This window comes from Gilvibacter sp. SZ-19 (assembly GCF_002163875.1).
Lineage (GTDB): Bacteria > Bacteroidota > Bacteroidia > Flavobacteriales > Flavobacteriaceae > Gilvibacter.
The window spans coordinates 1,552,332-1,578,506 of the sequence record NZ_CP019333.1 but is presented as its reverse complement, the minus strand read 5'-3'; the positions used below and the strand labels follow the sequence as shown (position 1 = coordinate 1,578,506).

Genomic DNA, 26,175 nt, shown 5'->3' with positions numbered 1-26,175 from the left:
AATTTTTGTCAGGCTTTTAGTCGCGTCTGGTCAGATAGGCACGCTGCACCACTCTTACCGGATAGCTTTTTACTTCGGGAATTTCTTCGGATGTACCCCCGCTAATTTCAGGTTTATCAGTTTGCACCATAGTGATCTCGAAGATCATCCGCCCGTCTGTAAAGAATTCTTCTCGTGTTGTGATAAGATTGCCCTGTACTTCAAAGATGCTGATCAGGGTTTGACCTACCAAACGGGCATCTAATACAATGTCATTCTGCTCATCGACCTGATACAAACCTTTGACAGCATCTACGGTTTTGAGTAAATATTCCCGCGGAGCTTGTCCCTGATACCCTAAAACATAGTTATACACTCCCAGGGTATCGGTAACAGATAGCTCAAAGCTCATCTCGATTTCTTGAACATTGCTGCCATTATCTATAGTCAGCATACCGGTATATCGACCAAAGAAGTCGTCTGGAAATTTCACAGAATCTGCGGGCATGTCTTGTCCAAACATACAAGTTGTAATAAACAAGAAGAGCAGAATTCTCATTAGCCTACAATGTTTACGATCTTACCAGGAACAACGATCACCCGTTTTGGAGTACGGCCTTCCAAATACTGCTGTGTCTTCTCGTCTGCTAGAACAGCAGCTTCTATTGCAGCTTTATCCATATCCATAGGTAGCTCCATGGTAAAGCGCATTTTTCCGTTGAAGGAGATCGGATAAGCCTTGGTACTTTCTACCAAGTAGGCCTCATTGAACTCCGGATATTGCACTTTAGATATTCCCCCTTGGTGGCCTAGTTTCTCCCAAAGCTCCTCTGCGATATGCGGTGCATAAGGAGAGATCAATACGGCTAAAGGCTCTAGAATAGCCCGACTATTGCATTTGCTTGCAGTTAATTCGTTAACGGCGATCATGAAGGTGGAGACGGAAGTGTTGAAGCTAAAGGCCTCTATGTCTTCTGTCACCTTTTTGATAGTCTTGTGCAAGGTCTTTAGCTGCTCCGCTGTAGGTTCTGCATCTGTGGCATTAAAACTACCTTCTGGCCCGCTGTGGTAAAGTTTCCATAGCTTTTTCAAAAAGCTATGAACTCCAGTTATACCAGCAGTATTCCAGGGTTTAGCCTGTTCTAAAGGTCCTAAGAACATCTCGTACATTCGCAAGGTATCTGCCCCATATTGCTCGCAGATATCGTCTGGATTTACCACGTTGAACCAACGCTTAGACATTTTTTCTACTTCGCGACCAACGATGTATTTCCCGTTCTCCAATTCAAATTCGGCATCCTCAAATTGGGGCTGCCACTTTTTAAGAGCTTCCACATCTAACTCATCCGAAGCATTTACCAAGTTCACATCTACTCTTAGTGCATCGGTCTGAAGGTCTTTGGCCAAACCTGCAGACACATAAGTGTTTGTCCCTTTTTTTCTGTAGACAAGGGCGCTAGTTCCAAGGATCATACCTTGGTTGATTAGTTTTTTAAAGGGCTCATCTACCTTGATGAATCCGCGGTCGTATAAGAACTTCACCCAAAAACGACTGTACAACAAATGCCCTGTGGCGTGCTCGCTTCCTCCAATGTAGAGGTCTACGTTCTGCCAATAATCTAATGCTGCTTCACTAGCAAAATCTTCTGTATTCTGAGCGTCCATATAGCGGAAAAAGTACCAACTACTGCCTGCCCAACCTGGCATGGTGTTAAGCTCTAAAGGAAAAACAGTGATGTGATCCACTTTATCGTTAGACACTACCTGATTGTTCTCGGTATCCCAAGCCCAAACATCGGCGCGACCCAAAGGTGGGTCTCCGTCTTCTGTTGGCAAATACTTCTCTACCTCTGGCAACACCAAGGGAAGGTGTTCACTAGGTATCATTTGCGGCAAACCTTTCACATAATAGACCGGGAAAGGTTCTCCCCAATAACGCTGTCTGGAAAAGACCGCATCGCGGAGTCTGTAATTGATCTTGCGCTTGCCACTACCCAAGGCCTCTAACCTATCAATTACTGCATTGAAAGCCTCTTTATAAGGCATACCACTCACAAAGTCACTGTTGGCGATCACGGTGCCTTCTTTGTCTGTATGAGCCTCTTCAGATACGTCTACATCTTGAAAAATGTTGACTATAGGAATATTGAAATGCGTAGCAAAGTCCCAATCGCGTTGGTCTCCACAGGGAACAGCCATAACCGCGCCGGTTCCATATCCGGCAAGTACATAATCTCCAATCCAGATAGGCACAGGTTCTTCTGTTAGCGGATGTTTGGCATAGGCTCCGGTAAAGACTCCAGTAATATTTTTAACATCGGCCATACGATCGCGTTCCGAACGCTTCGCCGTGGCAGCAATGTACTCTGCTACCTCTTTGCGCTGCTGATGCGTGGTGATCTTTCCAACCAGATCGTGTTCTGGCGCCAAAGTAACAAAGGTGGCTCCGTAGATGGTATCTGGTCGCGTAGTAAAGACCTCAATGGGAGCATCGGCTATGTTTACATCGTCTGAAATAACCTTGAAGATCACGGAAGCACCTTCTGATTTACCGATCCAGTTTCGCTGCGATTCTTTTAGGGAATCTGTCCAATCAATAGTGTCCAACCCTTGCAGCAAACGTTCTGCATAGGCAGAGATACGCATGCTCCACTGTAGCATTTTCTTTCGAATTACAGGGAATCCACCGCGCTCACTCACCCCGTTCACTATCTCGTCATTGGCCAGAACAGTTCCTAAACCTGGGCACCAATTCACTTCTGTCTCTGCCAAATATGCCAAGCGGTACTGCAAGAGTACTTTTTGCTTGCGTTCTTCGCTGTAGTTGTTCCAGGTTTCTGCCGTAAATGGAACCACTTCACTACCACATCTGGCATTTAGACCCACGTTACCTTCTTCTTCAAACACCTTAACCAGTTCACTGATAGGATAAGCTTGTTCGTGCGATTTGCAATACCAGCTCTCGTAAAGTTGTTGAAAGATCCACTGGGTCCAACGGTAGTATTCCGGGTCCGAAGTACGCACCTCTCGTGACCAGTCAAAAGAGAAGCCCATCTTGTCTAGCTGCTCACGGTAACGCGCAATATTTTCTTTGGTGGTGATGGCTGGGTGTTGCCCAGTCTGAATGGCGTATTGTTCGGCAGGTAGTCCGAAGGAGTCATATCCCTGCGGATGCAATACATTAAAACCTTTGTGGCGTTTGTAACGCGAGTAGATATCACTGGCTATATATCCTAAAGGATGTCCTACGTGAAGTCCAGCTCCTGAAGGGTAAGGAAACATGTCCAGAACATAATATTTCGGATCGGCTGTTTCGTTAGATGCCTTGAAGGACTCTTGGTCTGCCCAATACTGTTGCCATTTTTGTTCGATGGCGTTAAAGTGATAACTGCTCATTGCCAGATTTTATGCGCGAATTGGTAATTTTCTAATTGCCTAAAAATAATAGCCGCAAAGTTAAAAATTATTGTGCCAATAGCCCACAGGAAATCCGCAGTAAAATTGGGCCTTTAGAAATTCAAACAGACGAAAACCAAAACTTTAGACGTTATTAAGGCACCATCCAAAAAAGGATGTATTTTTACCTCTAGTAAAGCCCAAGCCCGATATGAGTTCCAAATACGAAAAGTTTCAAAAAAGACGCCTGATCTCATCTTACTTCTCTGTAGTTCTGAGTATCACCTTGGTCTTGTTCCTTTTGGGAATGTTGGGACTTATAGTATTGAACTCCAAGCAAGTGGGTGACTATTTTAAAGAACAGATCCCCTTTTCGGTTTATTTGAAAGACGATGCTAAAGAAGCCGATGTGACCCAACTGCGGCAAGGCTTAGCCATGGCAGATTATGTAAAATCTGCCACTTACGTTTCCAAACAGCAGGCAGCAGAAGCGCATGCCCAGGCCATAGGCGAAGACTTTATGGATTATTTAGGGTACAATCCGCTACAAAACAGCATTGACGTTTACCTCAACGCGGACTATGTAACTGCAGATACCTTTGAAGAAATTACCAACGAACTCTTAGACAAACCCTTTGTAGAAGAGGTAGAATACGACAAACCTTTGGTAGAAAAATTGGAAAGCAACGTAAAACGTATAAGCCTTTGGATGCTCGTGATAACAGGTATTTTCTTGGTTATCGCCGTATTGCTTATAAACAGTTCTATAAGACTTTCGGTTTACGCCAAGCGTTTTACAATCAAGACCATGCAAATGGTTGGGGCTACGAAAGCCTTTATTCGCAGACCATTTATTTGGCAAAACATAAAACTTGGATTACTCAGCGCGATCTTGGCCATGGGAGGCATGTTAGGGGTGTTATATTACCTACAAAAGAGCTTTGCCGAACTCAACCTATTAGACGATAAGCTACTGCTAGGTGGGCTTTTTGCCGGGGTACTTGTCTTTGGTTTTCTGATCTCTTGGGCAAGCACCTATTTTGCAACGCAACGCTTTTTAAACCTGCGCATAGACGAGCTCTACAACTAAAGCTGCAGCATGCGAAAAACAGTTTTAATTATCTTCGGAACACTCTTAGCTTTTATCTTGCTTTGCGTCTTGCTCTTGGAGCTGTTGGTTATAAAAGACACACAACCCGATGATTGTTTGGTAAAACAGGTCAAAATAACGGCGGTGGAAGCAGGTAGCGATTTTGATATATTTTTTACTGCGGATACGGGCCAGCGCTACTATATCAATCGGGGGCTAGAACAAGGTTTGACGTTAAATTCTTTGAAAAAGACCACTTTGAACCGGACCGCTAGCGTACATTTAGCTAAATTTGCCCTTGGAGTGTCCAATCATATCTCGCAGTTGCAGGTAGGAGATTCCATAATTTTTACAGAATTCAAGTAGATGGGAGAACAAAAACGTAAACAACAGTCCAAGCCTCAGTTTGTCTTTAACAAAAAGAACTATCGCTTTATGTTGATCGGGCTTGCCTGTATTGCTCTAGGGTTTATCCTTATGGCGGGTGGCGGTAGTGACGATCCTAACGTTTTTAATCCAGACATCTATCACTGGCGAAGAATCCGTTTAGCCCCATTCTTGGTTTTACTTGGCTTTGGGATCGAAGTATACGCCATCTTACTCAAAACAGACAAGGAGCAATAATTCATGGAGCTTCTAGACGCTATCATTCTTGGGATCATTCAGGGATTTACCGAATTTTTACCTGTGTCTTCTAGCGGCCATTTGGAGCTAGGAAAAGCCATTTTGGGCGGCAATGCAGTACCGGAAGAGAGTTTGTTATTTACCGTTGTCTTGCACTTCGCAACAGCCCTGAGCACTATAGTTGTTTTTAGAAAGGACATTTGGGATATCTTAAAAGGCCTATTCAGCTTTAAGTGGAACGAACAAACACAATTCTCTTTAAAAATTGTGATCTCCATGATCCCCGCTGCCTTGATCGGGTTTTTCTTTGAGTCCGAATTGGAAGCATTTTTTGGCGGAAACATTGCCTTTGTAGGAGCCATGCTCTTGCTAACTGCTGCGCTTTTATTTCTGGCCGATCGCGCCAAGAATACCCTCAAGCCCGTTTCTTACAGCAATGCTTTTGTTATTGGAGTTGCCCAAGCAGTGGCCATGTTGCCAGGTATTTCTCGCTCGGGTTCGACCATAGCTACTTCTGTACTCTTGGGTAATGATAAAGGAAAAGCTGCGCGTTTTTCATTTTTAATGGTCATTCCGCTGATCTTTGGAAAGATCGCTAAAGACATTTTAGACGGAGCTTTGAGCAGCCCGGACACTCAATTCGTAGTTTTAGGCGCCGGATTCATCACCGCTTTTATTTGTGGGATCATTGCCTGTACTTGGATGATACAGCTGGTTAAGAAATCAAAGCTCACCTATTTTGCTATCTATTGCCTTTTGGTTGGACTCCTTGCCATAGGCGTGAGTTATTACTAAGATGACCGGACAAGACTTTTTAGACGGACAATTACTACTTATAGACAAACCTCTGGAATGGACTTCCTTTCAGGTGGTGAACAAAGTGCGATGGCTCATTAGAAAGCAATTCGGCTTTAAAAAGATCAAAGTAGGCCATGCCGGAACTTTAGACCCATTGGCCAGTGGTTTACTGCTGATCTGCACCGGAAAGTTTACCAAGCGCATCACGGAGTTTCAAGCACAGCATAAAGAATACACCGGGACCTTTACCCTGGGAGCTACCCGGCCGAGTTTTGATATGGAAACCGAGATCGATCAGGAGTTTGACCTGAGTGGATTAACTGAGGCTGCTATAGAGGCTGCGACTCAGCAATTCCAAGGAACCATAACCCAATATCCTCCAATTTTCTCCGCAGTAAAACAAGATGGAAAACGGCTTTACGAACTCGCGCGTAAAGGACAACAAACAGAGATAAAGCCCAGAGAAGTTGAGATCCTACACTTCTCTCTAAGTCGAATAGCGCCGCCAGAGGTGGATTTTATAGTGCAATGCAGTAAAGGAACCTATATAAGATCGCTAGCCAATGATTTTGGCAAAGCTTTAGACAATGGGGCATATCTTTCTGCCTTGAGACGCACTAAAATTGGGGACTACAGCCTTGAAGATGCAATGGGCATAACCACATTCGAAGATTACATAAGTAGTTTGTAATTAGGTTTTTACCCGCAATTCAGCTTATATTAGCAATACGAATTCAGCCCCATGAAGTTCACTCCTTCTTTAAAAGCTTTCATACTGTCGTTCCTGATCACCGGGAACCTAGCACTATTGCTTTGGGGTTATCAGATCAGAAAAAAGGTAGCAGAAGATCAGGAGACCGAATACGACATAGAACTGCTTGCAGACCTTTTAGAAGAGGAACTCCAAGAAGAAACCACAGCCTCTGCCCAGCAAACTAAGACGCACAAGGCCTTTAACGAGACCCGAAAAGAGCTCACTGCCTTAAGTAATCAATCTCAAGAAGATCAAGACGATTTTGACCAACGCTTAAAGGCCCTAGATCAGGCCATTAAAGATGTAGAGAGCGCAAAGGACAATCCGAGTTTTGAAAAAACAGACCCCTATGAGGCTCCAGAAAAAAAGGTAGTAGATGGCAATGAAAGCAATACCAGTATCCGTTATCGTCTGGTTGACCGCAATGCCTTATATGTTCCCAACCCGGTCTATACCTGTGCTGCCTCCGGAACGGTAGTAGTAAACATCAGTGTAGATGCTAAAGGACAGGTCATTGCCCAAAGTATAAACGAGAATTCTAGCAGCACTACCAACGGTTGCCTTTGGGATGCTGCCCTGGACTACGCCTCTCAAACTGTATTTTCTAAAGCTAAAAGAAATAGCCAGCTCGGCAGTATCACTTATTATTTTCCCGGTCAGGGTTAGAGCAGTTCCAAAAGGTCTGCTGCTATAGCTTTACCCTTATCCTTATTATACCAAACTTGTAAGTCTTGCTTGAACTCCGGACTGAGCTTTCCGTGTTCTGCTTTAAAGATATTGACCATGGCCGTTGCCGGAGTTGGTCTTGGCCCCCAGCTGCCCAGTAGCTCTTTACGGGTATTGTCAAAAGCGATAAGTTTAGGGATGGATCGAGCACCTTGGGTCAGAAAAGCATCCATCAATTCTAAATTCTCATCGCGCAATAGGATCTTCAGCTCGATATTTGGATTTTCCTGTACAAAGGCATCCATGATAGGCGTGGCATGAGCTGCGTCTCCACACCAGCTTTCTGTTAAAACCAACCACGTTAACGGCTTATCTCTCTTGGCAATTTGCGCTCGAGTAGCCTCATCCAATTTAAAGGTCTTGGCCCAGCGTTTCATTCGTCTGTCGTTTAAGAGCGTGTATTGCGCTAAAGACTCGGTGACTTCCGGGCCAGTATTGGTGCCGTTATCCACATGCTGCTTAACCAATTCCTTGTACTCTTGATAACTCATAGCCTTCTCTAGGCCTTGTTGAATTAAATCCAATGTTGGGGTTTCCATGATACTTTCCATAGCCAATCAGACGCAAATAAAATAAAAAACTTACTACCTTGATCGTTCCTAAGAACAATCCTAATTATTCGATCATGGATAAAATCAATAGATGCGCTTGGTGTGGAGATGATCCGCTCTATGTGGAGTACCACGACAAAGAATGGGGAACTCCTGTTTACGACGATGATACCCTTTTTGAATTCCTGATCTTGGAAACCTTTCAGGCGGGATTGAGTTGGATCACCGTGTTGCGTAAACGCGAAAACTTTAGGCGTGCCTTTGACCATTTTAACTATAAGAAGATTGCCAAATACGGAGAAGATAAGGTAGCGGAGCTCTTGTCGGACCCAGGCATTATCCGCAACAAACTCAAAGTAAGAGCAACAATTAGCAACGCCCAAGCCTTTATGAAGGTTCAAGAGGAGTTTGGAAGTTTTAGCGATTACATTTGGGGGTTTACCGCGGGTAAACCAATAACCAACAGTTATAAGAGTTTAAAGGAAGTTCCTGCCAACACTCCCTTAAGCGATACCATTAGTAAGGACCTAAAAAAGCGCGGGTTCAAATTTGTGGGTACCACTGTGATTTACGCCCATATGCAAGCTACGGGTATGGTCAATGACCACCTTACTTCTTGCTTTAGATACAAAGAAGTTTAAAGCCTACTCCTTCTCCTTTAATAGTTCGTATTGGGCTTTGTAGGTCTGCGCCAAATCAAATTCTTTAAGCGCCTCTAGTGTCTCTGCAAATCGAAGATATTCGATAGCTTCTGGCTTTTCGTTAAGAGCAAACAACTTGATATACCATTTCTTGGCTTCAGGATAGTTCTTCTCCAAGTAACGTCCACTGGCTAATTTTTGATAGACCTGAGCAGAGTGATAGCCTTGCGCTACCACATCTTCATAAACAGCTAACACATCGATCTGGGTTGAAGAGACTGCAGGCCCTTGCTGGTTATCGGCCTGGGCTAAAGCTCCACAGGAAAACAAGGAAAGTGCGAGTAAGCAAAGATACTTTGACATATACAGGGATGAATTTGAAAGCAAATTTCTGTCAAAACTGTGAAGTTTAATCGTTTAAACCTCTTATTTACAGCTTTGTAGGAAATTACGACAAGGTACGAATTTTATGGTAAATCTTCTGGCGCTGTCGCCTGCCAAATTTTACGGAGAAACCCCAAACCCCTCACCAGTGTGGTAAGGGGTGGAGATTTACGCTATTGTTTTATGAGTTTACGCTGTACGGATCCGAATTCACCCTTAAAAGTGACTATAAGTGTGCCGCTCCAGATTGGATTGAGGTCTAGTTGTATCACTCCGTTGCTACTTTGTACTGCGGATGTGTACAATCGCTGCCCGTAGATATTGTGGATCTCAACACTTACCGGTCCACCGATATTATTAAGTCTAAAATTGACACGATCATCGGCCGGGTTTGGATAAGGCCCAATGATGTTGTTATCTGCCCACTCGGCAGCAGACAGAGTAGCCACGTCTATGGTCCAATAACCCTCTGGCGCAACTATAGGTCTGGTAAGTTGTTTGCCAGAATTGGCCTCTGCCCAGATATAATATTCAATATCTATATCCGAAGGGATCGTCAAATTGGCTGTCCAATCGTCTCCTCCAGCCGGAGTCATATCGATCTCATTAAAAGCGCCGGCTCCTGTTTCTCGCCAAAATACCTTAGCCTGATTGATGCCCGAATTGTGCTTGATCATGGCGTCGAAAACCACATTGAGTCCTTCTGTAGCTTCTGCCACAGGCTGGTGCACTATCCACAAAGGCTCGGCCACACCAATAGAGTGCGTGATACAGTGAATCGCTCCAAAAAGAGCTATCAGATTCTCTCCGGAGTTATCCACATCTATACCCACCACATTGTACCCAGGCAATAATTCTTCATATTTGGCCAAGGCAGGGCCATCTACCGCTGGTCGATAGGTAGGCACTATGACTGTTCCATTGATAAAAACAGAATTCGAATAAGTTCTATAATAGCCTCCGGTATCTGGATAATTACCTCCCACACTTGGCGGCGCGTCTATCCATTCGACCTTGTAAGGTGTTCCAAAAGGCGAATTGAAATTGCTTAAAACATAATCGATATTGGCTTCGATCTGCGGGCCGTCGGCCACGCCAGGAGGATATTTACTTACCAACAAGGTCTCCTCATCCAGCAACTTCATATGCATATCGATATGATGGATCAGATCGTAATCCAACATATCCATTTTAATATAATTGGAGATGCCCATATAATCGAGCATGATATCGTCGATCTGAGCTTCTGTTTTAGGGCTTACACCGTAAGGGTTCCCTGGCTCATTCTCTTCTAAGATAAGCTTAGAGGCAAATCCGTTACCCAGACCGTCGCTCATAAAATTACCTCCGGTATTGACAAGGTCGTTGGTGCCAGAATCGGTAATGTAGATAGGGCTGCCAGTATAGGTAGCATGGGCAGAAGGAATAACATCGTCCAAAGGACGCGGTCTGTTATAAATCCAGTCTACCAAGGCTCGCTCTCCTACATCGTCCGTATAGACGGTGTTCCCAGCATAATCGCGGATCCAGATACTGTTCCAGGGTTGATCTAGAAAGACCACATTGGTCAAATCAACACCATTAGACGACAAATAAGAGGCTACAGAAGCTTCGTTTTGGGTCACTATGATCACTTTTGCCTCTTCTACTGCAGCGGCCACTATTTGGCGCAGTATGTTTGGAAATGCAGGCTCCCAAGTGATAACCAGATACTCGATCTCTTCCCATTCTGCCATGGTTCTAACCGCAGAACTGGGTGGTGGCGTGGGAATCGCACTTGCAAAGGTCATCTCACTGACCAATAGCGATTCTTCTTCTGTAGTGTAATTGGGTAAGGGGGAATCGGACTGGGAAAATCCAACAAAAGGCATGGCAAGGATAAAGGCCAAAGCCGTTAATTTTTTGATAGGGGTCATAGCGCTTTAGTTTAAGTAGGACTCGAATATACTGATTTTCAGCGGAAATACTAAAAGAACTACTTCTTGAGATACCCTAAAAAATCTTGACGCGCTATCTCTCTAGCCCCCAAACTCGCCAAGTGGTCTGTATACATCTGACAGTCAATTAGCTTGTAATTTTGCTCCAAAAGAGATGCAACCAAAAAGCTGAATCCAACCTTAGAGGCATCGGTTCGTTTTGAGAACATACTTTCTCCGCAAAAAACTTTGAACTCTGGCAGGTCAATGCCGTATAATCCACCAACCAATTCGTCATGATACCATACCTCAAGGCTATGGGCATGTCCCATTCGATGCAATTCCACATAGGCCTGAACCATTTCTTCTGTGATCCAGGTTCCTAACTGATCGGGTCTTGGCGCTTCGGCACAGGCTCTGATAACCGCTTCGAACTGGCTGTTCTGGGTAATTGAAAATCCGCCGGTTCGAATAGACTTTCTTAGGCTCTTGGAGCGTTTAAACTCAGCAGGAAATAAAACCATCCGCGGATCTGGGCACCACCACAATGGTGGGTCGCCATCTGAGAACCAAGGAAAGATCCCCGACCGATACGCCAGTAATAAACGCTGCGGATTCAAATCGCCACCAACGGCCAATAAACCATCTGCTCTGGCCTCAGTTGAGTCCGGAAACCTTAAGGATTTATCTAAAAAATGGAGCATAATGAATCTACTAACTGTCGGATATTGCGAATGTTAGAAATTTTTACAACCTTTACAAAACCTAAAGTGGTAGGTTTTTTAATTTATTTGAGTTTGCCATTTTAGTAACCTAAAACCAACGAAACTAACCCTGCTTCTGGCGGGGTTGTTTTATTTTACAGCAGTAATAAACCTGCAATGAAAACTGCACTACCCACCAACATAATGATCAAAGTATAGGGTAAGATCTCTTTGGCCTTGAGTTTGGTGATTCCCAAAAGCGGTAAGGCCCAAAAGGGTTGTAACATATTGGTGATCTGATCACCATAAGCTAAAGCCATTACTGCTTTTGGCAATGGCACGCCAAGCTGCATGGCCGATTCGATAACGATAGGGCCTTGAACAGCCCATTGGCCTCCACCACTTGGGACAAAGATATTGACCAATCCGGCGCTAAAGAAAGTAAAAATAGGAAGCGTGGTCTCATTAGCGATAGACACAAAAAAGTCTGCGATTTGCCCTACCATACCACTCTCTGCCATTATCCCCATGATCCCAAAATAGAGTGGGAATTGTATCAAAATACCCGCTGCGCCTTTTATAGCTTCTTCTACAGCAGCCAAGAATGAATTGAAAGATCCGTGAAGCAACAGCGCCATCCCAAGCATAAAGAAGTTCAGCATATTCGGGGTTAAAGTTAGCTGTAGTAGTTGCGATCCGTATTGGTATAGAAAAGTACCCAACACTAGTAACCCAACTGCGCGACCAAACCACAAGGAAGCGTCCAAACGCTCGGCAGCTCCTTCGGCCTGTTGCGTAGTTGTCTCTAAACGGTATGGTCTAACATGAACCTCGGTATGGGGAGCGTGCTTTGATAGCCGAATGAATACCAGTGGAATTAATATGAGTAATATCGCAAATAGTAGGAGGTTCCACCAGCTGAAAATAGTTGCACTGCCGGGAATGGCATCTGGTAATTGCGCCAACACAGCTGTATCGGAAATACCTGCCATGATCTGCTGTAAATGTCCGGATTCGGCCACTTTTAATGGCGCAGAACCGCTTATGCCGCCATGCCAGATCATTAATCCGCAGTAACCTGCAGCGCCAACAAGTGGATAATTGATCTTAAAACCGCGTTGGGTAGAAGCTTCTGCCACCTTTCTGGCCATAATGGCTCCGAAGATCAATCCCAATCCCCAATTAAAAAAGGAGACCAAAAGCGTACTTACGCTTACCAGCAACACCGACTGTGCTGTATTGCTGACCAAACCCGTTAGGCCCTGAATAAGTCGATTCATAGGCGCGCTAAGCACCAGAATATGACCCAACACCAATATAAGCATCATTTGGTAGCCAAAGACCAATAGGTCCTTGTTCCAGATACCTCGCTCCCAGTAAGAGAGCAATTCTAAAAAATGAGATCCTTCTGCGGGTGCAGGAGTTGTAAGTAAGGCCAGAACCAAGGTGGTCAAGGTAAGCAGCACCGCAATAGTAAAGGGTGCCGGCAAAAACCGCTTAAAGATGACCTCTATGGTTCGGGTAAAGCCCACTTAAGCTTTTGGCTTAAAAAGGGAGATCGTCGTGATCTTCCTCGCTAAACTCACTAGTTGGCTCAAAGGCATCGGCAGGAGGAATAGGCGGCATGTCCGCAGGCAAATCGGCCTCCATACGCTCAATACGCCATCCTTGGATAGAATTGAAATACTTAGTTTCTCCTTGTGGATTCACCCACTCGCGACCTCTAAGGTTAATACTGATCTTAACAGATTCCCCTACTTTAAAGTTGTTCAATAGGTCTGTCTTATCCTGAACGAATTCTATCATCAAATGCTGTGGATACTGCTCTTCTGTAGTGAGCACTACCTCGCGTTTTCTAAATCCGTTAGAACCGTAGGTTTTGGTTTCGTCTATGAGTTTTAAAGTTCCTTGTACTTCCATAATCTTACTTTGATAAGAGCACTTTCCAGGCGTCTGAAACGGCTCCTTTGGCGATATAATTTTTTGCTAGTTGATGTTTTTGCTCACGATCTCCTTGGATCAACACCTCCGGATGAAAGGCTTCCATAAAGCTGGCGCTTTCAACCTCGGTAGGCAACTGTTCTACATTGCCCAATTGACCCAGATCGTTCCCGCTTAAAATGGTACTCAATCGGATCTGCTCCGGAATCTGATCCACACCAATACCAAGTGTGCTCAATGGTTTCGGCACCTCGAACATTCCGGTCTTTGCCCGGCTGTACCAATTACCACCCATACGAGCCACCGTGTCTATCTTAGCGGCATCTATACGACCTTCATCGTCTAAAATATCTTCTTTGATATGCATGCGAACCACCTGTGCAATCACAAGGTTTCCGGCTCCGCCTTCTTCTCCCAAGGCAACCACATTAAGCACCTTGCATTCGAGCTGAACAGGCGCTTCTGCAACGCGTGGAGGTTTAACAACTTCGGAGGGCAACTCGGTCAGACCGGCTTTCACGAACTCGTTGACTCCTTTAGGGTATTCGGTAGAAGAAAGTGACATTTGCTGCACCATGTCGTAGTTGACAATATTGATCACAACCTCAGGCACATCCAAGACATTCTCTAGGGTGTGTTTTACGGTATTGTCCCTAACTCGGCGAGCGGGTGAAAAGATCACCACAGGCGGATTGGCACTAAATACATTGAAAAAACTGTAAGGCGAAAGGTTTACTTTTCCGTCTTTATCCACGGTACTCGCAAAAGCGATCGGTCGCGGAGAGACCGACGCCAATAAATAGCCGTGTAATTTGCCTGTTGAAGTGTTTTCTGGATGTATTGTGAGCATAGCTACAAAGGTAATTATTCTACTAGGGGAATCATAAAAAAGGGGGTTAAATCCGTGCAATAATTTCAACATAATTGCATTATATTTAGCCAGAGACAGCTCAGGCTATGGAGATAAATACTCGTTTTACGCGCAGGGCGATCATCGTGTTCACTTTGGTCATTGTAGGGATAGTTGGTTACAACACCTATCTGTTCTACAATCAGCTCAAAGACAACGAACGCGACAAGATGCAGATCTTTGCCAAGGCCTTACAAGAAATGGCGGAGACCAGTACCGATGAGCTCGGCACAGACCAGAGCCCGCTCATCATTGAGGTCATTAGAAGCAATACCACTACACCGCTTATTCTCTATACCCACAAAGGAGACTCCTACGATCTAAGCAATATACCCGAAGGGGCACAACTCAGCAGAGCAGAGATAGAGCGAATGGTGGAACAGTTCAAGCAAACCAACTCGCCTATAGAAACGCGTTTTGAAGGCGAAGTGTTGAACACCATCTACTACGGAAACGCCCCGATCATTAACAAAGTAAAATACTATCCATTGGCTATTTTGCTGGTCATTCTACTTTTTGTGGGATTCATTTATTTCTTTTACCAGACCACTAAATCGGCCGAACAGAATAAGCTCTGGGCAGGAATGGCTAAAGAAACGGCCCACCAGATCGGCACGCCGTTATCTTCTCTTGTGGGATGGACAGAGATCTTGAAGTCAGAGAACACGAATCCGGCCTATATCGCAGAAATAGAAAAGGACATTCGACGCCTACAAACCATTACCGAAAGATTCTCTAAAGTAGGCTCCAAACCCAATTTAGAAGAACGGGATGTGGTTAAAGAAACCCAGTTGGCCTACGACTATCTCAAGGCCAGAACTTCTAAGCTGATCAATTTCCAATTGGATCTGCCTCAGAAAAAGATCCCTGTGATGCTCAACGAGCAACTTTTTGGCTGGACCGTTGAGAATTTGGTAAAAAACGGCATCGATGCTATGAAAGGTAAGGGTACCATCAGCATAGAAATCAGCGAACAACCCAAAACCGTAACCATACACATCACTGATACCGGGAAAGGAATTCCGAAAAGAGACTTCAAGAAGATTTTTACCCCTGGCTTTACGACCAAAAAACGCGGTTGGGGCTTGGGCTTATCACTGGCCAAACGCATAATAGAAGAATATCACGAAGGCAATATAAGAGTGCTTAAAAGCCAACCAGATGTAGGTACCACTATGGAAATACAGCTTAAACGTCTTTAAAAATCGCCCCTATGACCAGCACGCCAAAATTAATTCGAAAAGCAGAGCTTAAAACCAACTGTCCGGAGTGTTATACCACAGACGGACTGATGGTAGAATTCTATCAGCCCTATGTGAACGGCCGCTGGTATAAGCGGTTTCTTGATGAGCTGAGCTCTAAAATGTATTGCACCAAATGTGAAACGGAGATCTTCCCGGTCTCTTGGACCCCAGATATTGAAAGAGTTTACGACTATCACAAAAAGAGCACTAAGATGCGCTCTTCTAAACGGCATTGGAAGCCTCTTGCCTTGATCGTAATGCTTGCAGGGATTGCTTTGGTAGCGACCGCAGTTGTATTTGGAGTGAATTATTTGAGCTGATCGCGAATAGCCGCAGCAGTGGCTTCAAACTCCTCTTGACTCAAGTTTACCTTTTCTGCAAAGGTCATCTCGCCCATGTGATTTAAAGGAATAAGATGCACATGAACGTGCGGAACTTCCAGACCAATCACGGACATTCCAACGCGTTTACACGGAATAGCCTTGCCTATAGCCAAAGCTATTTCTCGAGAGAATGCCATAAGGCCTTGGTAGGTCTCTTGGTCCAGATCAAAGATCTTGTCGACTTCTTTTTTGGGAATGCACAGGGTATGCCCTTTGGCATTAGGATTAATATCTAAGAATGCATAGAATTCGTCGGTTTCGGCGATCTTATAAGAAGGGATCTCGCCTTTAACGATCTTGGTAAAGATACTGGCCATAGGTCGGTTGTTTATAGGAACCTAAAAATAGGAAATAAAAAAGCCCCGTTAAAGAACGAGGCCATATACTTTATGTAGCAGGATCTATGCTCCTCTGGTGATCTCCATGATCTCAAACTTCACAGCGCCATTTGGCACTTGAACCTCGGCAATTTCGCCTACTTTCTTACCCAAAAGCCCCTTGCCTATAGGCGAATCTACAGAGATCTTTCCGCTTTTTAGATCGGCCTCACTTTGAGCAACCAACTTATAGGTCATCTTAGCATTGTTCGCTGTGTTCTTAATGGTAACAGTAGAGTGCACCAATACTTTCGATGTGTCTAACTGAGATTCGTCGATAAGTCGGGCTCCGGCTAAGGTCTCTTCTAGCTTGGAAATTCGCATTTCCAACAAACCCTGCGCTTCTTTGGCAGCATCGTATTCGGCATTTTCAGAAAGGTCTCCCTTATCTCTGGCCTCGGCAATAGCCTGAGAAGCCTTAGGACGCTCTACATCTTTGAGGTGATTGAGCTCCTCACGTAGTTTCTTTAATCCTTCTGCGGTGTAATAGGATACATTACTCATAACTTCATTCTTTTAACGCCCTGTAGAGGGCGCCTGTTCAAAAAACACAAAAAATCCCATGCAGCACGGGATTTCGTTGGTAAAGATACTAAATTTTTAAATTTTCAGTCAGAATACACTAATTTGCACTCCCTTGAGTTTAATAGTCAAGGCTAATAAATTGTTATAAAAAATGAAAGCATTCAGATTTGTACTTTACGCAATGGTTGTTGGTTTGATGAGCGCCGGATGCAGTGGCGACGATGGCCCGCTGCGCGCCAATCCGAATCTTCCCAACATTAACGTAAATCTCACTTTAGATCTGAACCTTCCGCAGTACAACCCTTTGAACTTTCCTGGTAATTCCTTTGTAACCGGCTTACAAGGAATTCGCGGCATAGTGATCTACAACATTGACAACAGTCAGTATACAGCCTTTGAGATCGCTTGCCCTAATACACCTTTAAGCGATTGTTCTACCATGACCGTGGATGGGCTTACAGCTACTTGCCCTTGTAATGGCAATCAGTACAATATAATTACCGGACAATTAACGGCAGGCGAAGGGCAATACCCTATGCTCGCCTACCGTATTTCTAGATCCGGAGATCAACTTACCATCAATAATTAGAACTGGATACTCGCGCCCACTAAGAAATTAATGGTCGCCTGGGGGAAAAATCCAGCACCTTCAATGGTTGTCACGGTTCCGGGATTACTAAAGTCATCGTCAAAAGTGAAGAAATAGCCATTAGACACATACTCCACGTTGAATATATTGTTCACCAAACCACTAAATACAATGCGCTCTACCAGTGGGGCAGTCTCCCAACTGTAGCTGATGTTCAAGTCGTTTACAAAAAAGGAATCCAAAAGCGAAGCCTCACTGTCGATATTCCCCATATATTGTTCGCTCACGTATTTACTCAAAAAGCTGATCTGCAGATCCTCTTGTGGCATATAGGTCAATATGCTTCCCGCGATAAGCTCTGGAGAATACGAAATGTTGGTAGTTCCCAGATTTACCAACTCTCCGTCACGTGAGGTCGTAAAATCTTGGTTTTTATTGCTGCTGAGTGCAATATTGGGTCTCCAGTTCAATTTAGGAGCAATTTGCAAATTAGCCTCAACTTCCAAACCTAGGCGGTAGCTTTTTCCACTAGTGGCACGAATAGGTTGGCCTACATCGTCTAAAGCTCCCGTAAGCACCAATTGGTTGCGATAGTTCATAAAATAAGCATTGGCGCTAAAGCTGTTCTTGCTGTCGGTATGACGCCATCCGAGTTCAAAGTCGTCTAGGGTCTCTGCAGTGGTCACGCCATTTTCGTAATCTGCACGTCTTGGTTCTCTATTTGCTCGTCCATAAGAAGCATACAGCTGATCATTGCTGTTGAGTTTATAGCTCGCACCAGCCTTAGGATTGAAAAAGCTGAAGTTATCATCAACGTTCAATGCTATGAGATCTGAAGTGGTTCCGTCTGCCTGATAATCGATGAATCGGCCTTGCAGATCGGCAAAGACTGTCCACTGCTCATCAATGCGATAAGTGGCCTTGGCAAAAGTGGTGAACTCGTTCTTGGTTCCTGTTCCGAAGTAGTAACGGTCACGCAGTTGAGAACCACCAGCATTCTGCGCCCAAATTACTTCTCCAAAGTGATCTCCTCCGTAGTAACTGTAAAAGAAACCACCAACAATATCTACAGAGTTGTCCTTGTAGTTTACAGAAGTATTGACCACGTAATAGTCGTTATCCAACCATCGGCGACGCACCAAATCTGTGGTATTGATAACTTCACCCCCGAGTTCAATTGGTGTAAATCCGTAGGTCTCGAAATCTTCATCTTCGCGATACTGCTCAAAGAATCCGCGACCATAGGTATAGTTAAGCCCAACCGTAGCAGACCAGTTGTTATCAAAACGCTGGTTCCAATGCAGTTGATAGTGATCTTGCGCATAATCATCTACCTCATTATCGTAAAACTGTGTGTTCCCATTGGCATCGGTGAACTGCCCTACCGGGTTAAACGTTCTATTGGTCTCAAGAGTTTCTCTATCGATCCCAAAATAGGCCTGGTATGTCAATTCACGACCTCCAAAGGCCAAGGCCTTGATCAAGGTGTTGTCGCCCACATAAGCCGCTTGTAAGAAATAGGATTTTAGATCGGAAGTGGCTCGGTCTATATACCCATCCGAAGTAATATTAGATAAACGCCCAGCTATCTCCCATTTGCCATTGAGCAACCCGGTAGAGAACTTCAAGGTGTGTTTTCTGGTATTGAAAGACCCGAACGAATTCGCAAATTCTCCGTTGGCTTCTTCTGAGACAGCGTCCGTCAAAATATTCAAGCTCGCACCGAAAGCGCCAGAACCGTTAGAAGAAGTCCCTACCCCACGCTGTAACTGCAGATTCTCTACAGAAGATGCAAAGTCCGGCAGATTTACCCAAAAGGTCCCTTGACTCTCGGCATCGTTAAAAGGGATTCCGTTCAAGGTAACGTTCACACGAGAAGCATCACTACCACGGACGCGAATTCCGGTATAACCCACACCTGCCCCGGCATCACTGTTGGTCACCACCCCGGGTAGATAATTTAAAAGAATAGGAATGTCTTGACCTAAGTTGCGAGGGGCCAGTTCCTCTTTGGTGACATTACTGTGGGTAATTGGCGAGTCCGCCTCTACCCGAACAGATTTAACCAGAACCTCATCTAGAGCTTCTACTTTTGTCGTGTCAATTACTGTTTGTGCTTGTGCCATCCAGGTAGTCATTCCTGCAAATAGCACGACCATTAAGCGTTTCATTCGTCTTTGGATACGTATCCGTTTTAGGCGAATAAAAAGAGGCGATTATTCGGTGTTGGTTAAAGTTTTTTCTGCGGATGCAGGCCATTGAATTGGGGTTCCAGATTCGCATCAAGAACAACAACATTCGATCGTCGAGCTACGGCTTTCAACCAATAACTAGGTTCATCTCTGATTTGAAATATTCATCACAAAGCGCGCGCAAAGGCATTTGTTCAAAATCGAACTAAAACATCCAACGCGACAAGCCAGCACCTCACTAAAAACGTCCACTGGACGTTTTCTTAACGTTCGGCTTCCTAAACGGCATTACCCGTTCCAGGTTCAATGGGTATAATCTCAGCCTTGTTTTTAAACAAAGCACCCCTTTGTTGAGATCGTGATACAAAGATAAGGAGAAACTAGATTTGCGGAGGACGACGATCTGCTTTTTTTTGCGATTGTCGTTTTTTGTCTTCGCTGCGCTTTTGCTTAACCGCTCGTGGTATGCGAGTCGCTTTGCGCGTTTTTTCTGTCTTTAATCCTTGCTGCAAGAGGTTAAAGAAACGTTGAATCACCAAACGCTTATTTCGAACTTGACTCCTGGTCTCTCCGCAGTGCAATTGCAATTGCCCGTTGGAAGTTAGCCTTGAAGCCAGACGGGTTTTTAAGAGCGTTTTCTCATCTTCGGTTAAACCCAAAGAGTCATACAGATTAAAGCTTAAAACAACTTTGGTCGCAACCTTATTGACATGCTGCCCTCCAGAGCCACTGGAGCGAGCCATCTTAAAATGTAATTCGCTTAAGAGTTGCGCTCTATCCATTACATATTGGGTCGGTGCTCGCGTTGTAAGAGATCGTTGACCGTCTTAACCGGGTTAAAGGTCAATAGAGGAACTTCTACAAAGATGGTATTCCAATGTGCCATGGACCCGTTCCACAATCCTGGCAATTCTAAGGCTTTTACAATATTACCGTCTTTGTCCTTATGGGTAATAAAACCGGTATTCGGGTCGGTAAAGGCAGAAAGATCAAACTTGTCTCCTTTGTAATCGCGAACCCCGCAAACCAGATCTACCGGATTAAAGTGGGTTGACTCGTGGAATATATTGCGCTGCGATGGATCTTTGAGATCTATCTGTGCAGATTCTACAATTTGCAAGGACTGCACGCCATCTTTATCCACAACCCAAAACGGTCCTCCGCCAGGAGATCCTGTATTTTTTACCATACCACATACGCGGGTAGGTCTGTTCAGTAAACTCAGCAAATGCAAAATACTGTTGCTCACATCTTTAATATTGAGCTCGTTCCACATAAAGGATTTTACCTCGGTAACTAGTTCCGGGTCTATCTCCTCTTGCCGCAACTCTTTCACATAATGATGGATCTTATGTTGCAACCACAACAGCTTTCCGGCTAACATTTTCTTGTAGCCAGAGATCTCTTCTACGTATTCTTCTGCAATGACATTGTCTATATTCTTAATGAAAACAACATCGGCATTGATCTCGTTTAAGTTTTCTAATAGCGCTCCGTGACCCGCAGGACGAAATACTAGTTTCCCCTCCTTATCGCGAATGGGCTCATTGTTGATATCTACCGCTATGGTATCTGTAGAGCTCTTTTGAAAGGAATACGAAACATGCACCTCCTTCTTGGTCTTTTTTTCAACGCGACTCTTTATACTCTCAAACGCCTCTTTGAAATACTCCACATGTATCGGAGCAAAGGTGAAATGAACAAAGACCTCATCGCGATTAGCTGCATAGAAGCAACCTTCATAAAGTTGCTCTTCAAAAGCGGTTGTGAAGTGCTTGTTGTATTTGTGGAATGGGATTAGCCCTTTAGGTAAACGAGCAAAGTTCAGGCCCTTTTCTGACAAGAGAACCTCTGCCACAATAAGTGCACGCTGCCCTTTAGTTTTGTATTTGTAATCCGGATAGAGTTCGCGGACCGCCTTGCGCAGTGAATTAGCAAAAGCAAACTCAGAATACGAATTCAAAAACTCCTCTAATTGAGTCAACCTGTGATGCGCAATAAAGTCTTTGAGTTTTTCCTTGTCAGGATCGTAATGGGTAAGCAGCGTATTCAAGGTCTGGAACATGCGCGTTGCAGCTCCAGATGCCGGCACGAATTTAACAATATCAGAACTGTTCTTGTGTTTGTCAAAGTATTGAATATACTTCTTGCGCTCCTCAGAATTAAAATTGCTTATCCCGTTGCCGATCACTGCTGGGGTATTGATCTTGGTGGGTGGGAAACCTCTTTTAAACATCTCGAGCTGTCCTAAAACTTGTGCTTTTGACAAGCCGTGTTGCTCAATTTGTTGTTCGTCTTCTCGGTTAAAATCCATGCCGTCTTTCGCGGTATTTGTCAATTTCAAGAATGGCGGTTTCCAATCTTGTCTGTTCATCACCTTTTAGCAACAAATGGGGAGCATCTTGCTGCTTTAATCGTTCTTCAAAAATAGAAAATAGTTTTTGTCTATCGAAAGGACGGTCTCTCAAGGGATCATTTTCCCAAGGCACATCGATATAAGTCAATAAATAAAGGTCGTACTGCATATGGGTCAAACCCTGCTCCAATTCCGCAGGGATCTGTCCAAAATAATATTCCGAATAACAGGCAATCTCCAAAAGATTAGTGTCGCAGAAAAGCAGTGAATTGGCCACAGCTAAGGCTTCGTTCTCTGCGCGAATCTGTCCTTGAGCTATGGGCAGAATATCTGAAAGATCTGATCGGAAAGGATCCCTGACAACAACTTGCTCGTAATAATGACGCATGTATTCGGCCACATAAACAGTCTCATAATGAGCTGCCAGGGCTTTTGCCAAGGTGGTCTTTCCGGTAGATTCCGGGCCAACTATGGCAACCTTTATCAGCTCGCTATTTTGTTGTCTAAGTGTTTCTTCCACGCGTAATAGCCTTGAATAGCTAGAAAGGTAAAAATTAAATACTGTAAAGCAAGCATACCCCAACCTCGGTAGGCATAGAGTGGAACACTGATCACATCTGCAAAGATCCATAAGGTCCAATTCTCCAATTTCTTGGTCGCCATATACCACATGGCAGTAAAGAATATACCAGAAGTAAAGATGTCGATGTAATTAGACGTACCTATTGTTGTCCCAGAGGCCGTATAGACTCCATAAGTAACTGCCATGGTGAGCAAACACAGGCCGAAACCTATCCATTTCTCACGACTGTTTGTCCGACTTACCTTTACCACCAAAGCATCGTCTTTTCGGCGTGCCCAGTTCCACCAACCGTAAATACTCATGGCCGAATAGTAGACATTCATCATCATATCGCCCAAAAGCTCATCTTGCAAAAAAATGTAGACTGTTATTACAGTCGCGACCAAGCCTGTCGGATAAACCAGAATATTTCGCTTTTTGGCGTAGATTACACTGGCTATTCCAAAGACGAAAGCCACGGCTTCCAGTACGATCAACGAGGTTGTGCGTTCATAGTACGGAGAAAGGAAAAAATCAAAAATGGGGTTCATAGTCGCTTCTATCGCTTTTAACCATTTTTAAATACAAGACCACTTGATTCAGATCTATAAAGGCCTCTTTTACTGCGGAGTTCAACAATTTCATCACCTGGTCATAAGGCCCGTAAACCTGTGTGCTCAAAGGATTCTCCAATACAGTGAGCCCAGAAGCTCTTAAGGTTTTTATGAAGGCGATTATTGGAGCTTCAAAATCATCCTGTAAAGGGCTCAAGGTAAGTTCTACAGATACATTCATCGGTTGTGATTTTCAAATACGGTTCCCATGACCAAAAGATTAGCTCCTGCGTCATAGGCGGTTTTCATTTGTGCTTCGGAGCGAATCCCTCCACCAACAATAAGTGGCAAATTAATTGCAGCTCGTACTGCGCTTATGATCTCTGGACGAACAGGCTTTAGTGCACCACTGCCAGCTTCCAGATAAACACAACGCGCTCCGCAGTACTGTGCAGCCAGAGCCACTTCGACCACGGTGTCTACATTGTCTTGCGATAAAGCTTGGGTTTGGGTAACACGAGCCACAGCAGACTGATTCCCTCCATCTATCAGTAAATAAGCCGTGGGGATGACCTCCAAAGTGGAATGTCTTAAAAAGCTTGTTGCTTTGCGTTGTTGCCCGATAAGATATTCAGGATTATCTCCAGAGTAAAGGGAGAGGAATAAGACAGCATCCGCAGCATTGGTCAATTGATCATAATCACCCGGAAACAGAACAATGGGTAGGCCCGCAGACCTTAAACTGGCTACGGTTCCTGCCGTTGCGTCCTTAGGCACCTCACTGCCTCCTACAAAGAGATGCGTGGTTTGCTTCGGAATACGCTTTAAAAATTCATTGGCAGAAGCAGGATCGAATTTATCTGGATCTACCAGAATAGCCAATTGCTGCTTTCCAGATTCCGCTGCGCTCACTAGCGCTTGAATGATACTAGTTTGTCTTTGGGTATCCATAACTACAACTGAAACCATCAAACTCTAGAAAAAACACCTCGTACAAACTCTTGGTCCCATTGAAATCTATGGTAGCCGTAGTCTGCTCATCTACCCCCAAGTGAAAATCGTGTACATCTATATGCTGTAAGAAGCTCAGTCCAGGTTGTCCATACATTTTGTAAAGGGTTTCCTTGGCACACCAGACCAAACTCAATTTGCGGATCAAGGCTTCTTCATTGGCCAGAGTCCTGTATTCTTCCAGTGGTGTAAACTTATGAGCGATCTTAAGGATCTTTCCACGTTCTTTTTCTATATCAATACCAACGGCATGTGGCCCTACAATAATACCCGTGAACTCAAAAGAATGTGTAATACTTATCCCTGTCCCGTCTTTTAGGTGCGGTTTTCCAAAATCATTGTAGTAGAGGTCGTGATCATTGTAACCGGCCATAGCCAACAAATGCCTGATACTTAAAAACCCTCGGCGGTGAATGTCACTTTTCATACCTTGGACCCTATCCGCATGAGCTGCTTGCAAATCGATTCCGGCTGCGAGCTCCTCAAAAGTCTCTTCTATCTTCCAGAGATAAACAGTAGTCTGATTCTGAGCTGTTATAGTTTTGTAAAGAGGCACCGGAATTACTGGATATTGCTTAATTTTGCACAGCGCTAAAGCTGGCGCGGTATTAATATCAAATATACATATATGTCAACGAATACAACTGCATATACGCCTTATAAAGTTAAGGACATCAGTCTTGCAGACTGGGGACGCAAAGAAATTGAACTCGCTGAAGCTGAAATGCCAGGACTTATGTCCCTACGTGAAGAGTACAAGAATGAGCAACCCCTTAAAGGAGCCCGAATTGCCGGATGTCTTCACATGACCATCCAAACGGCAGTACTTATTGAAACCTTAGTTGCTCTTGGAGCCGAGGTAACTTGGAGCTCTTGTAATATCTTTTCTACGCAAGATCAAGCAGCAGCTGCTATTGCCGCTGCGGGGATTCCGGTTTATGCCTGGAAAGGAATGAACGAGCAAGAATTTGACTGGTGTATTGAGCAGACCCTTTTCTTTGGAGAAGACAGAAAGCCACTCAACATGATCCTAGATGATGGAGGTGACCTGACCAATATGGTTTTGGATAAGTATCCAGAATTGGTTGCCGGCATCAAAGGACTGTCAGAAGAAACCACTACTGGAGTTCACCGTTTGTACGAGCGCATGGCCAAAGGTACTTTACCGATGCCGGCCATTAACGTGAATGACTCGGTGACCAAGAGCAAATTTGACAACAAATACGGGTGTAAAGAAAGCGCGGTAGATGCTATTCGCAGAGGAACAGACATCATGCTTGCTGGTAAACGCGTTGTAGTTTGTGGTTACGGAGACGTTGGTAAAGGAACTGCTGCTTCCTTCCGCGGAGCAGGTAGTATTGTTACCGTAACAGAGATAGACCCTATCTGTGCATTGCAAGCTGCTATGGACGGATATGAAGTTAAAAAATTAGAGACCGTTATCGGGAACGCCGATATTGTGATCACCGCCACCGGAAACAAAGACATTGTGCAAGGACAACACTTTGAAGCCCTTAAGGACAAGGCAATTGTTTGTAATATTGGTCACTTTGACAACGAGATCGACATGGCCTGGTTGAACAAGAACCACGGAGCAACCAAAGTAGAGATCAAACCTCAGGTTGATAAATATACCGTTAATGGAAAAGATGTTATCATCCTTGCAGAAGGCCGTTTGGTAAACCTTGGCGTTGCTACAGGTCACCCGAGTTTTGTGATGAGTAACAGTTTTACCAACCAGACCTTAGCACAAATTGAACTTTGGAACCACAGCGACAAATACGAGAACAAAGTATATATGTTACCAAAGCACTTGGACGAAAAAGTAGCAAAATTGCACTTGGCCAAGATCGGTGTGGAACTGACAGAACTCAGAAAGGAACAAGCCGATTATATCGGAGTTCAGCAAGAAGGTCCTTTCAAACCAGAATACTACAGATACTAATAGTTTCTGAGCTAATAAGAAAA

Annotated in this window: 30 protein-coding genes; 11 read left to right on the top strand and 19 right to left on the bottom strand. The window is 44.4% G+C overall.

Annotated elements, in window-relative coordinates; all coding sequences use genetic code 11:
* Positions 1 to 16: 16 nt before the first annotated feature.
* A complete protein-coding gene (locus tag BTO09_RS07265; RefSeq protein ID WP_157663451.1) occupies positions 17 to 538 on the bottom strand; it encodes a hypothetical protein in 522 nt (173 codons plus the stop codon).
* On the bottom strand, positions 538 to 3,375 hold the full coding sequence (leuS, locus tag BTO09_RS07260) for a leucine--tRNA ligase (RefSeq protein WP_087524144.1): 2,838 nt from the start codon (positions 3,373 to 3,375) through the stop codon (positions 538 to 540). Before leuS ends, BTO09_RS07265 begins: the two co-directional genes overlap by 1 nt.
* A gap of 211 nt (positions 3,376 to 3,586) precedes the next feature.
* Here leuS and BTO09_RS07255 point away from each other — a divergent pair, with 211 nt between their 5' ends.
* From BTO09_RS07255 to BTO09_RS07230, 6 genes are read left to right on the top strand one after another with little or no spacing between them, the layout of a single operon-like run.
* On the top strand, positions 3,587 to 4,465 hold the full coding sequence (locus tag BTO09_RS07255) for an ABC transporter permease (RefSeq protein ID WP_087524143.1): 879 nt from the start codon (positions 3,587 to 3,589) through the stop codon (positions 4,463 to 4,465).
* Between the two features lie 9 nt (positions 4,466 to 4,474).
* On the top strand, positions 4,475 to 4,831 hold the full coding sequence (locus tag BTO09_RS07250; protein ID WP_087524142.1) for a hypothetical protein: 357 nt from the start codon (positions 4,475 to 4,477) through the stop codon (positions 4,829 to 4,831).
* Positions 4,832 to 5,089 (top strand): DUF3098 domain-containing protein, encoded by a 258-nt coding sequence (locus BTO09_RS07245; protein WP_087524141.1) that lies wholly within the window; start codon positions 4,832 to 4,834, stop codon positions 5,087 to 5,089.
* Positions 5,090 to 5,092: 3 nt separating this feature from the next.
* Positions 5,093 to 5,884 carry an undecaprenyl-diphosphate phosphatase gene (locus tag BTO09_RS07240; protein ID WP_087524140.1) on the top strand — a complete coding sequence of 264 codons (792 nt, stop codon included), beginning with the start codon at positions 5,093 to 5,095 and terminating at the stop codon, positions 5,882 to 5,884.
* Between the two features lies 1 nt (position 5,885).
* Complete coding sequence (gene truB, locus BTO09_RS07235; RefSeq protein WP_087524139.1) at positions 5,886 to 6,578, top strand: tRNA pseudouridine(55) synthase TruB; 693 nt, start codon at positions 5,886 to 5,888, stop codon at positions 6,576 to 6,578.
* 51 nt (positions 6,579 to 6,629) lie between these two features.
* Positions 6,630 to 7,307, top strand: a complete 678-nt coding sequence (locus BTO09_RS07230; protein WP_087524138.1) for a hypothetical protein — start codon at positions 6,630 to 6,632, stop codon at positions 7,305 to 7,307.
* On the opposite strand, the gene BTO09_RS07225 is transcribed toward BTO09_RS07230, so the two are convergent.
* The gene (locus BTO09_RS07225; protein WP_087524137.1) at positions 7,304 to 7,918 is read right to left on the bottom strand and encodes a thioredoxin family protein; all 615 of its coding nucleotides are present in this window, start codon (positions 7,916 to 7,918) and stop codon (positions 7,304 to 7,306) included. The genes BTO09_RS07230 and BTO09_RS07225 overlap by 4 nt on opposite strands.
* A 74-nt stretch (positions 7,919 to 7,992) precedes the next feature.
* Between BTO09_RS07225 and BTO09_RS07220 the strand changes: the two genes are divergently transcribed.
* Entirely contained in the window at positions 7,993 to 8,559 is a 567-nt protein-coding gene (locus BTO09_RS07220) for a DNA-3-methyladenine glycosylase I (RefSeq protein WP_087524136.1), read from the top strand.
* A gap of 3 nt (positions 8,560 to 8,562) precedes the next feature.
* On the opposite strand, the gene BTO09_RS07215 is transcribed toward BTO09_RS07220, so the two are convergent.
* From BTO09_RS07215 to BTO09_RS07190, 6 genes are all read right to left on the bottom strand, one after another.
* Complete coding sequence (locus tag BTO09_RS07215; RefSeq protein WP_157663450.1) at positions 8,563 to 8,922, bottom strand: hypothetical protein; 360 nt, start codon at positions 8,920 to 8,922, stop codon at positions 8,563 to 8,565.
* A 194-nt stretch (positions 8,923 to 9,116) separates the two neighbouring features.
* On the bottom strand, positions 9,117 to 10,859 hold the full coding sequence (locus BTO09_RS07210) for an agmatine deiminase family protein (RefSeq protein WP_087524134.1): 1,743 nt from the start codon (positions 10,857 to 10,859) through the stop codon (positions 9,117 to 9,119).
* 59 nt (positions 10,860 to 10,918) lie between these two features.
* Positions 10,919 to 11,563: a leucyl/phenylalanyl-tRNA--protein transferase gene (aat, locus tag BTO09_RS07205; protein WP_087524133.1), complete on the bottom strand. Its 645-nt coding sequence runs from the start codon at positions 11,561 to 11,563 to the stop codon at positions 10,919 to 10,921.
* Positions 11,564 to 11,718: 155 nt separating this feature from the next.
* Positions 11,719 to 13,095 (bottom strand): short-chain fatty acid transporter, encoded by a 1,377-nt coding sequence (locus BTO09_RS07200; RefSeq protein ID WP_087524132.1) that lies wholly within the window; start codon positions 13,093 to 13,095, stop codon positions 11,719 to 11,721.
* A 13-nt stretch (positions 13,096 to 13,108) separates the two neighbouring features.
* Positions 13,109 to 13,483: a DUF3127 domain-containing protein gene (locus BTO09_RS07195; protein WP_087524131.1), complete on the bottom strand. Its 375-nt coding sequence runs from the start codon at positions 13,481 to 13,483 to the stop codon at positions 13,109 to 13,111.
* 4 nt (positions 13,484 to 13,487) lie between these two features.
* Positions 13,488 to 14,354: a flavin reductase family protein gene (locus BTO09_RS07190; protein WP_087524130.1), complete on the bottom strand. Its 867-nt coding sequence runs from the start codon at positions 14,352 to 14,354 to the stop codon at positions 13,488 to 13,490.
* A gap of 107 nt (positions 14,355 to 14,461) precedes the next feature.
* Between BTO09_RS07190 and BTO09_RS07185 the strand changes: the two genes are divergently transcribed.
* Complete coding sequence (locus BTO09_RS07185) at positions 14,462 to 15,616, top strand: PAS domain-containing sensor histidine kinase (RefSeq protein ID WP_087524129.1); 1,155 nt, start codon at positions 14,462 to 14,464, stop codon at positions 15,614 to 15,616.
* Between the two features lie 11 nt (positions 15,617 to 15,627).
* A complete protein-coding gene (locus tag BTO09_RS07180) occupies positions 15,628 to 15,978 on the top strand; it encodes a hypothetical protein (protein WP_087524128.1) in 351 nt (116 codons plus the stop codon).
* On the opposite strand, the gene BTO09_RS07175 is transcribed toward BTO09_RS07180, so the two are convergent.
* Both BTO09_RS07175 and greA read right to left on the bottom strand, forming a co-directional pair.
* Positions 15,966 to 16,358 (bottom strand): HIT family protein, encoded by a 393-nt coding sequence (locus tag BTO09_RS07175; protein ID WP_087524127.1) that lies wholly within the window; start codon positions 16,356 to 16,358, stop codon positions 15,966 to 15,968. The genes BTO09_RS07180 and BTO09_RS07175 overlap by 13 nt on opposite strands.
* Positions 16,359 to 16,442: 84 nt before the next feature.
* Positions 16,443 to 16,922 carry a transcription elongation factor GreA gene (gene greA, locus BTO09_RS07170; RefSeq protein WP_087524126.1) on the bottom strand — a complete coding sequence of 160 codons (480 nt, stop codon included), beginning with the start codon at positions 16,920 to 16,922 and terminating at the stop codon, positions 16,443 to 16,445.
* Positions 16,923 to 17,094: 172 nt separating this feature from the next.
* Between greA and BTO09_RS07165 the strand changes: the two genes are divergently transcribed.
* A complete protein-coding gene (locus tag BTO09_RS07165) occupies positions 17,095 to 17,532 on the top strand; it encodes a hypothetical protein (RefSeq protein ID WP_087524125.1) in 438 nt (145 codons plus the stop codon).
* Here the strand turns inward: BTO09_RS07165 and BTO09_RS07160 are convergent.
* The 8 genes from BTO09_RS07160 to BTO09_RS07125 all read right to left on the bottom strand — a co-directional run bounded on the left by BTO09_RS07160 (position 17,529) and on the right by BTO09_RS07125 (position 24,763).
* Positions 17,529 to 19,703: a TonB-dependent receptor gene (locus BTO09_RS07160; RefSeq protein WP_087524124.1), complete on the bottom strand. Its 2,175-nt coding sequence runs from the start codon at positions 19,701 to 19,703 to the stop codon at positions 17,529 to 17,531. The two genes, BTO09_RS07165 and BTO09_RS07160, sit on opposite strands and share 4 nt — an antisense overlap.
* 401 nt (positions 19,704 to 20,104) lie before the next feature.
* Positions 20,105 to 20,506, bottom strand: coding sequence for an alternative ribosome rescue aminoacyl-tRNA hydrolase ArfB (arfB, locus tag BTO09_RS07155; protein ID WP_087524123.1), 402 nt, complete (start codon positions 20,504 to 20,506; stop codon positions 20,105 to 20,107).
* Positions 20,506 to 22,068, bottom strand: coding sequence for a DUF4301 family protein (locus BTO09_RS07150; protein WP_157663449.1), 1,563 nt, complete (start codon positions 22,066 to 22,068; stop codon positions 20,506 to 20,508). The genes arfB and BTO09_RS07150 overlap by 1 nt, the downstream gene beginning before the upstream one ends.
* Positions 22,028 to 22,600, bottom strand: coding sequence for an AAA family ATPase (locus BTO09_RS07145; RefSeq protein ID WP_087524121.1), 573 nt, complete (start codon positions 22,598 to 22,600; stop codon positions 22,028 to 22,030). The genes BTO09_RS07150 and BTO09_RS07145 overlap by 41 nt, the downstream gene beginning before the upstream one ends.
* Positions 22,564 to 23,193, bottom strand: coding sequence for a nicotinamide riboside transporter PnuC (gene pnuC / locus BTO09_RS07140; RefSeq protein ID WP_087524120.1), 630 nt, complete (start codon positions 23,191 to 23,193; stop codon positions 22,564 to 22,566). The genes BTO09_RS07145 and pnuC overlap by 37 nt, the downstream gene beginning before the upstream one ends.
* Entirely contained in the window at positions 23,177 to 23,437 is a 261-nt protein-coding gene (locus BTO09_RS07135) for a thiamine-binding protein (RefSeq protein WP_087524119.1), read from the bottom strand. Before BTO09_RS07135 ends, pnuC begins: the two co-directional genes overlap by 17 nt.
* Positions 23,434 to 24,147, bottom strand: a complete 714-nt coding sequence (locus BTO09_RS07130) for a geranylgeranylglyceryl/heptaprenylglyceryl phosphate synthase (protein WP_087524118.1) — start codon at positions 24,145 to 24,147, stop codon at positions 23,434 to 23,436. Before BTO09_RS07130 ends, BTO09_RS07135 begins: the two co-directional genes overlap by 4 nt.
* Positions 24,125 to 24,763, bottom strand: a complete 639-nt coding sequence (locus BTO09_RS07125) for a 4'-phosphopantetheinyl transferase superfamily protein (RefSeq protein ID WP_087524117.1) — start codon at positions 24,761 to 24,763, stop codon at positions 24,125 to 24,127. Before BTO09_RS07125 ends, BTO09_RS07130 begins: the two co-directional genes overlap by 23 nt.
* Before the next feature lie 72 nt (positions 24,764 to 24,835).
* Between BTO09_RS07125 and ahcY the strand changes: the two genes are divergently transcribed.
* Complete coding sequence (ahcY, locus tag BTO09_RS07120) at positions 24,836 to 26,152, top strand: adenosylhomocysteinase (RefSeq protein ID WP_087524116.1); 1,317 nt, start codon at positions 24,836 to 24,838, stop codon at positions 26,150 to 26,152.
* Positions 26,153 to 26,175 lie beyond the last annotated feature (23 nt).

Excerpts from the sequence above, each read along its gene's own strand:
- BTO09_RS07265 (WP_157663451.1), bottom strand. The coding sequence starts at position 538 with ATGAGAATTCTGCTCTTCTTGTTTATTACAACTTGTATGTTTGGACAA.
- leuS (WP_087524144.1), bottom strand. The coding sequence starts at position 3,375 with ATGAGCAGTTATCACTTTAACGCCATCGAACAAAAATGGCAACAGTAT.
- BTO09_RS07255 (WP_087524143.1), top strand. The coding sequence starts at position 3,587 with ATGAGTTCCAAATACGAAAAGTTTCAAAAAAGACGCCTGATCTCATCT.
- BTO09_RS07250 (WP_087524142.1), top strand. The coding sequence starts at position 4,475 with ATGCGAAAAACAGTTTTAATTATCTTCGGAACACTCTTAGCTTTTATC.
- BTO09_RS07245 (WP_087524141.1), top strand. The coding sequence starts at position 4,832 with ATGGGAGAACAAAAACGTAAACAACAGTCCAAGCCTCAGTTTGTCTTT.
- BTO09_RS07240 (WP_087524140.1), top strand. The coding sequence starts at position 5,093 with ATGGAGCTTCTAGACGCTATCATTCTTGGGATCATTCAGGGATTTACC.
- truB (WP_087524139.1), top strand. The coding sequence starts at position 5,886 with ATGACCGGACAAGACTTTTTAGACGGACAATTACTACTTATAGACAAA.
- BTO09_RS07230 (WP_087524138.1), top strand. The coding sequence starts at position 6,630 with ATGAAGTTCACTCCTTCTTTAAAAGCTTTCATACTGTCGTTCCTGATC.
- BTO09_RS07225 (WP_087524137.1), bottom strand. The coding sequence starts at position 7,918 with ATGGAAAGTATCATGGAAACCCCAACATTGGATTTAATTCAACAAGGC.
- BTO09_RS07220 (WP_087524136.1), top strand. The coding sequence starts at position 7,993 with ATGGATAAAATCAATAGATGCGCTTGGTGTGGAGATGATCCGCTCTAT.
- BTO09_RS07215 (WP_157663450.1), bottom strand. The coding sequence starts at position 8,922 with ATGTCAAAGTATCTTTGCTTACTCGCACTTTCCTTGTTTTCCTGTGGA.
- BTO09_RS07210 (WP_087524134.1), bottom strand. The coding sequence starts at position 10,859 with ATGACCCCTATCAAAAAATTAACGGCTTTGGCCTTTATCCTTGCCATG.
- aat (WP_087524133.1), bottom strand. The coding sequence starts at position 11,563 with ATGCTCCATTTTTTAGATAAATCCTTAAGGTTTCCGGACTCAACTGAG.
- BTO09_RS07195 (WP_087524131.1), bottom strand. The coding sequence starts at position 13,483 with ATGGAAGTACAAGGAACTTTAAAACTCATAGACGAAACCAAAACCTAC.
- BTO09_RS07190 (WP_087524130.1), bottom strand. The coding sequence starts at position 14,354 with ATGCTCACAATACATCCAGAAAACACTTCAACAGGCAAATTACACGGC.
- BTO09_RS07185 (WP_087524129.1), top strand. The coding sequence starts at position 14,462 with ATGGAGATAAATACTCGTTTTACGCGCAGGGCGATCATCGTGTTCACT.
- BTO09_RS07180 (WP_087524128.1), top strand. The coding sequence starts at position 15,628 with ATGACCAGCACGCCAAAATTAATTCGAAAAGCAGAGCTTAAAACCAAC.
- BTO09_RS07175 (WP_087524127.1), bottom strand. The coding sequence starts at position 16,358 with ATGGCCAGTATCTTTACCAAGATCGTTAAAGGCGAGATCCCTTCTTAT.
- greA (WP_087524126.1), bottom strand. The coding sequence starts at position 16,922 with ATGAGTAATGTATCCTATTACACCGCAGAAGGATTAAAGAAACTACGT.
- BTO09_RS07165 (WP_087524125.1), top strand. The coding sequence starts at position 17,095 with ATGAAAGCATTCAGATTTGTACTTTACGCAATGGTTGTTGGTTTGATG.
- BTO09_RS07160 (WP_087524124.1), bottom strand. The coding sequence starts at position 19,703 with ATGAAACGCTTAATGGTCGTGCTATTTGCAGGAATGACTACCTGGATG.
- arfB (WP_087524123.1), bottom strand. The coding sequence starts at position 20,506 with ATGGATAGAGCGCAACTCTTAAGCGAATTACATTTTAAGATGGCTCGC.
- pnuC (WP_087524120.1), bottom strand. The coding sequence starts at position 23,193 with ATGAACCCCATTTTTGATTTTTTCCTTTCTCCGTACTATGAACGCACA.
- BTO09_RS07135 (WP_087524119.1), bottom strand. The coding sequence starts at position 23,437 with ATGAATGTATCTGTAGAACTTACCTTGAGCCCTTTACAGGATGATTTT.
- BTO09_RS07130 (WP_087524118.1), bottom strand. The coding sequence starts at position 24,147 with ATGGATACCCAAAGACAAACTAGTATCATTCAAGCGCTAGTGAGCGCA.
- ahcY (WP_087524116.1), top strand. The coding sequence starts at position 24,836 with ATGTCAACGAATACAACTGCATATACGCCTTATAAAGTTAAGGACATC.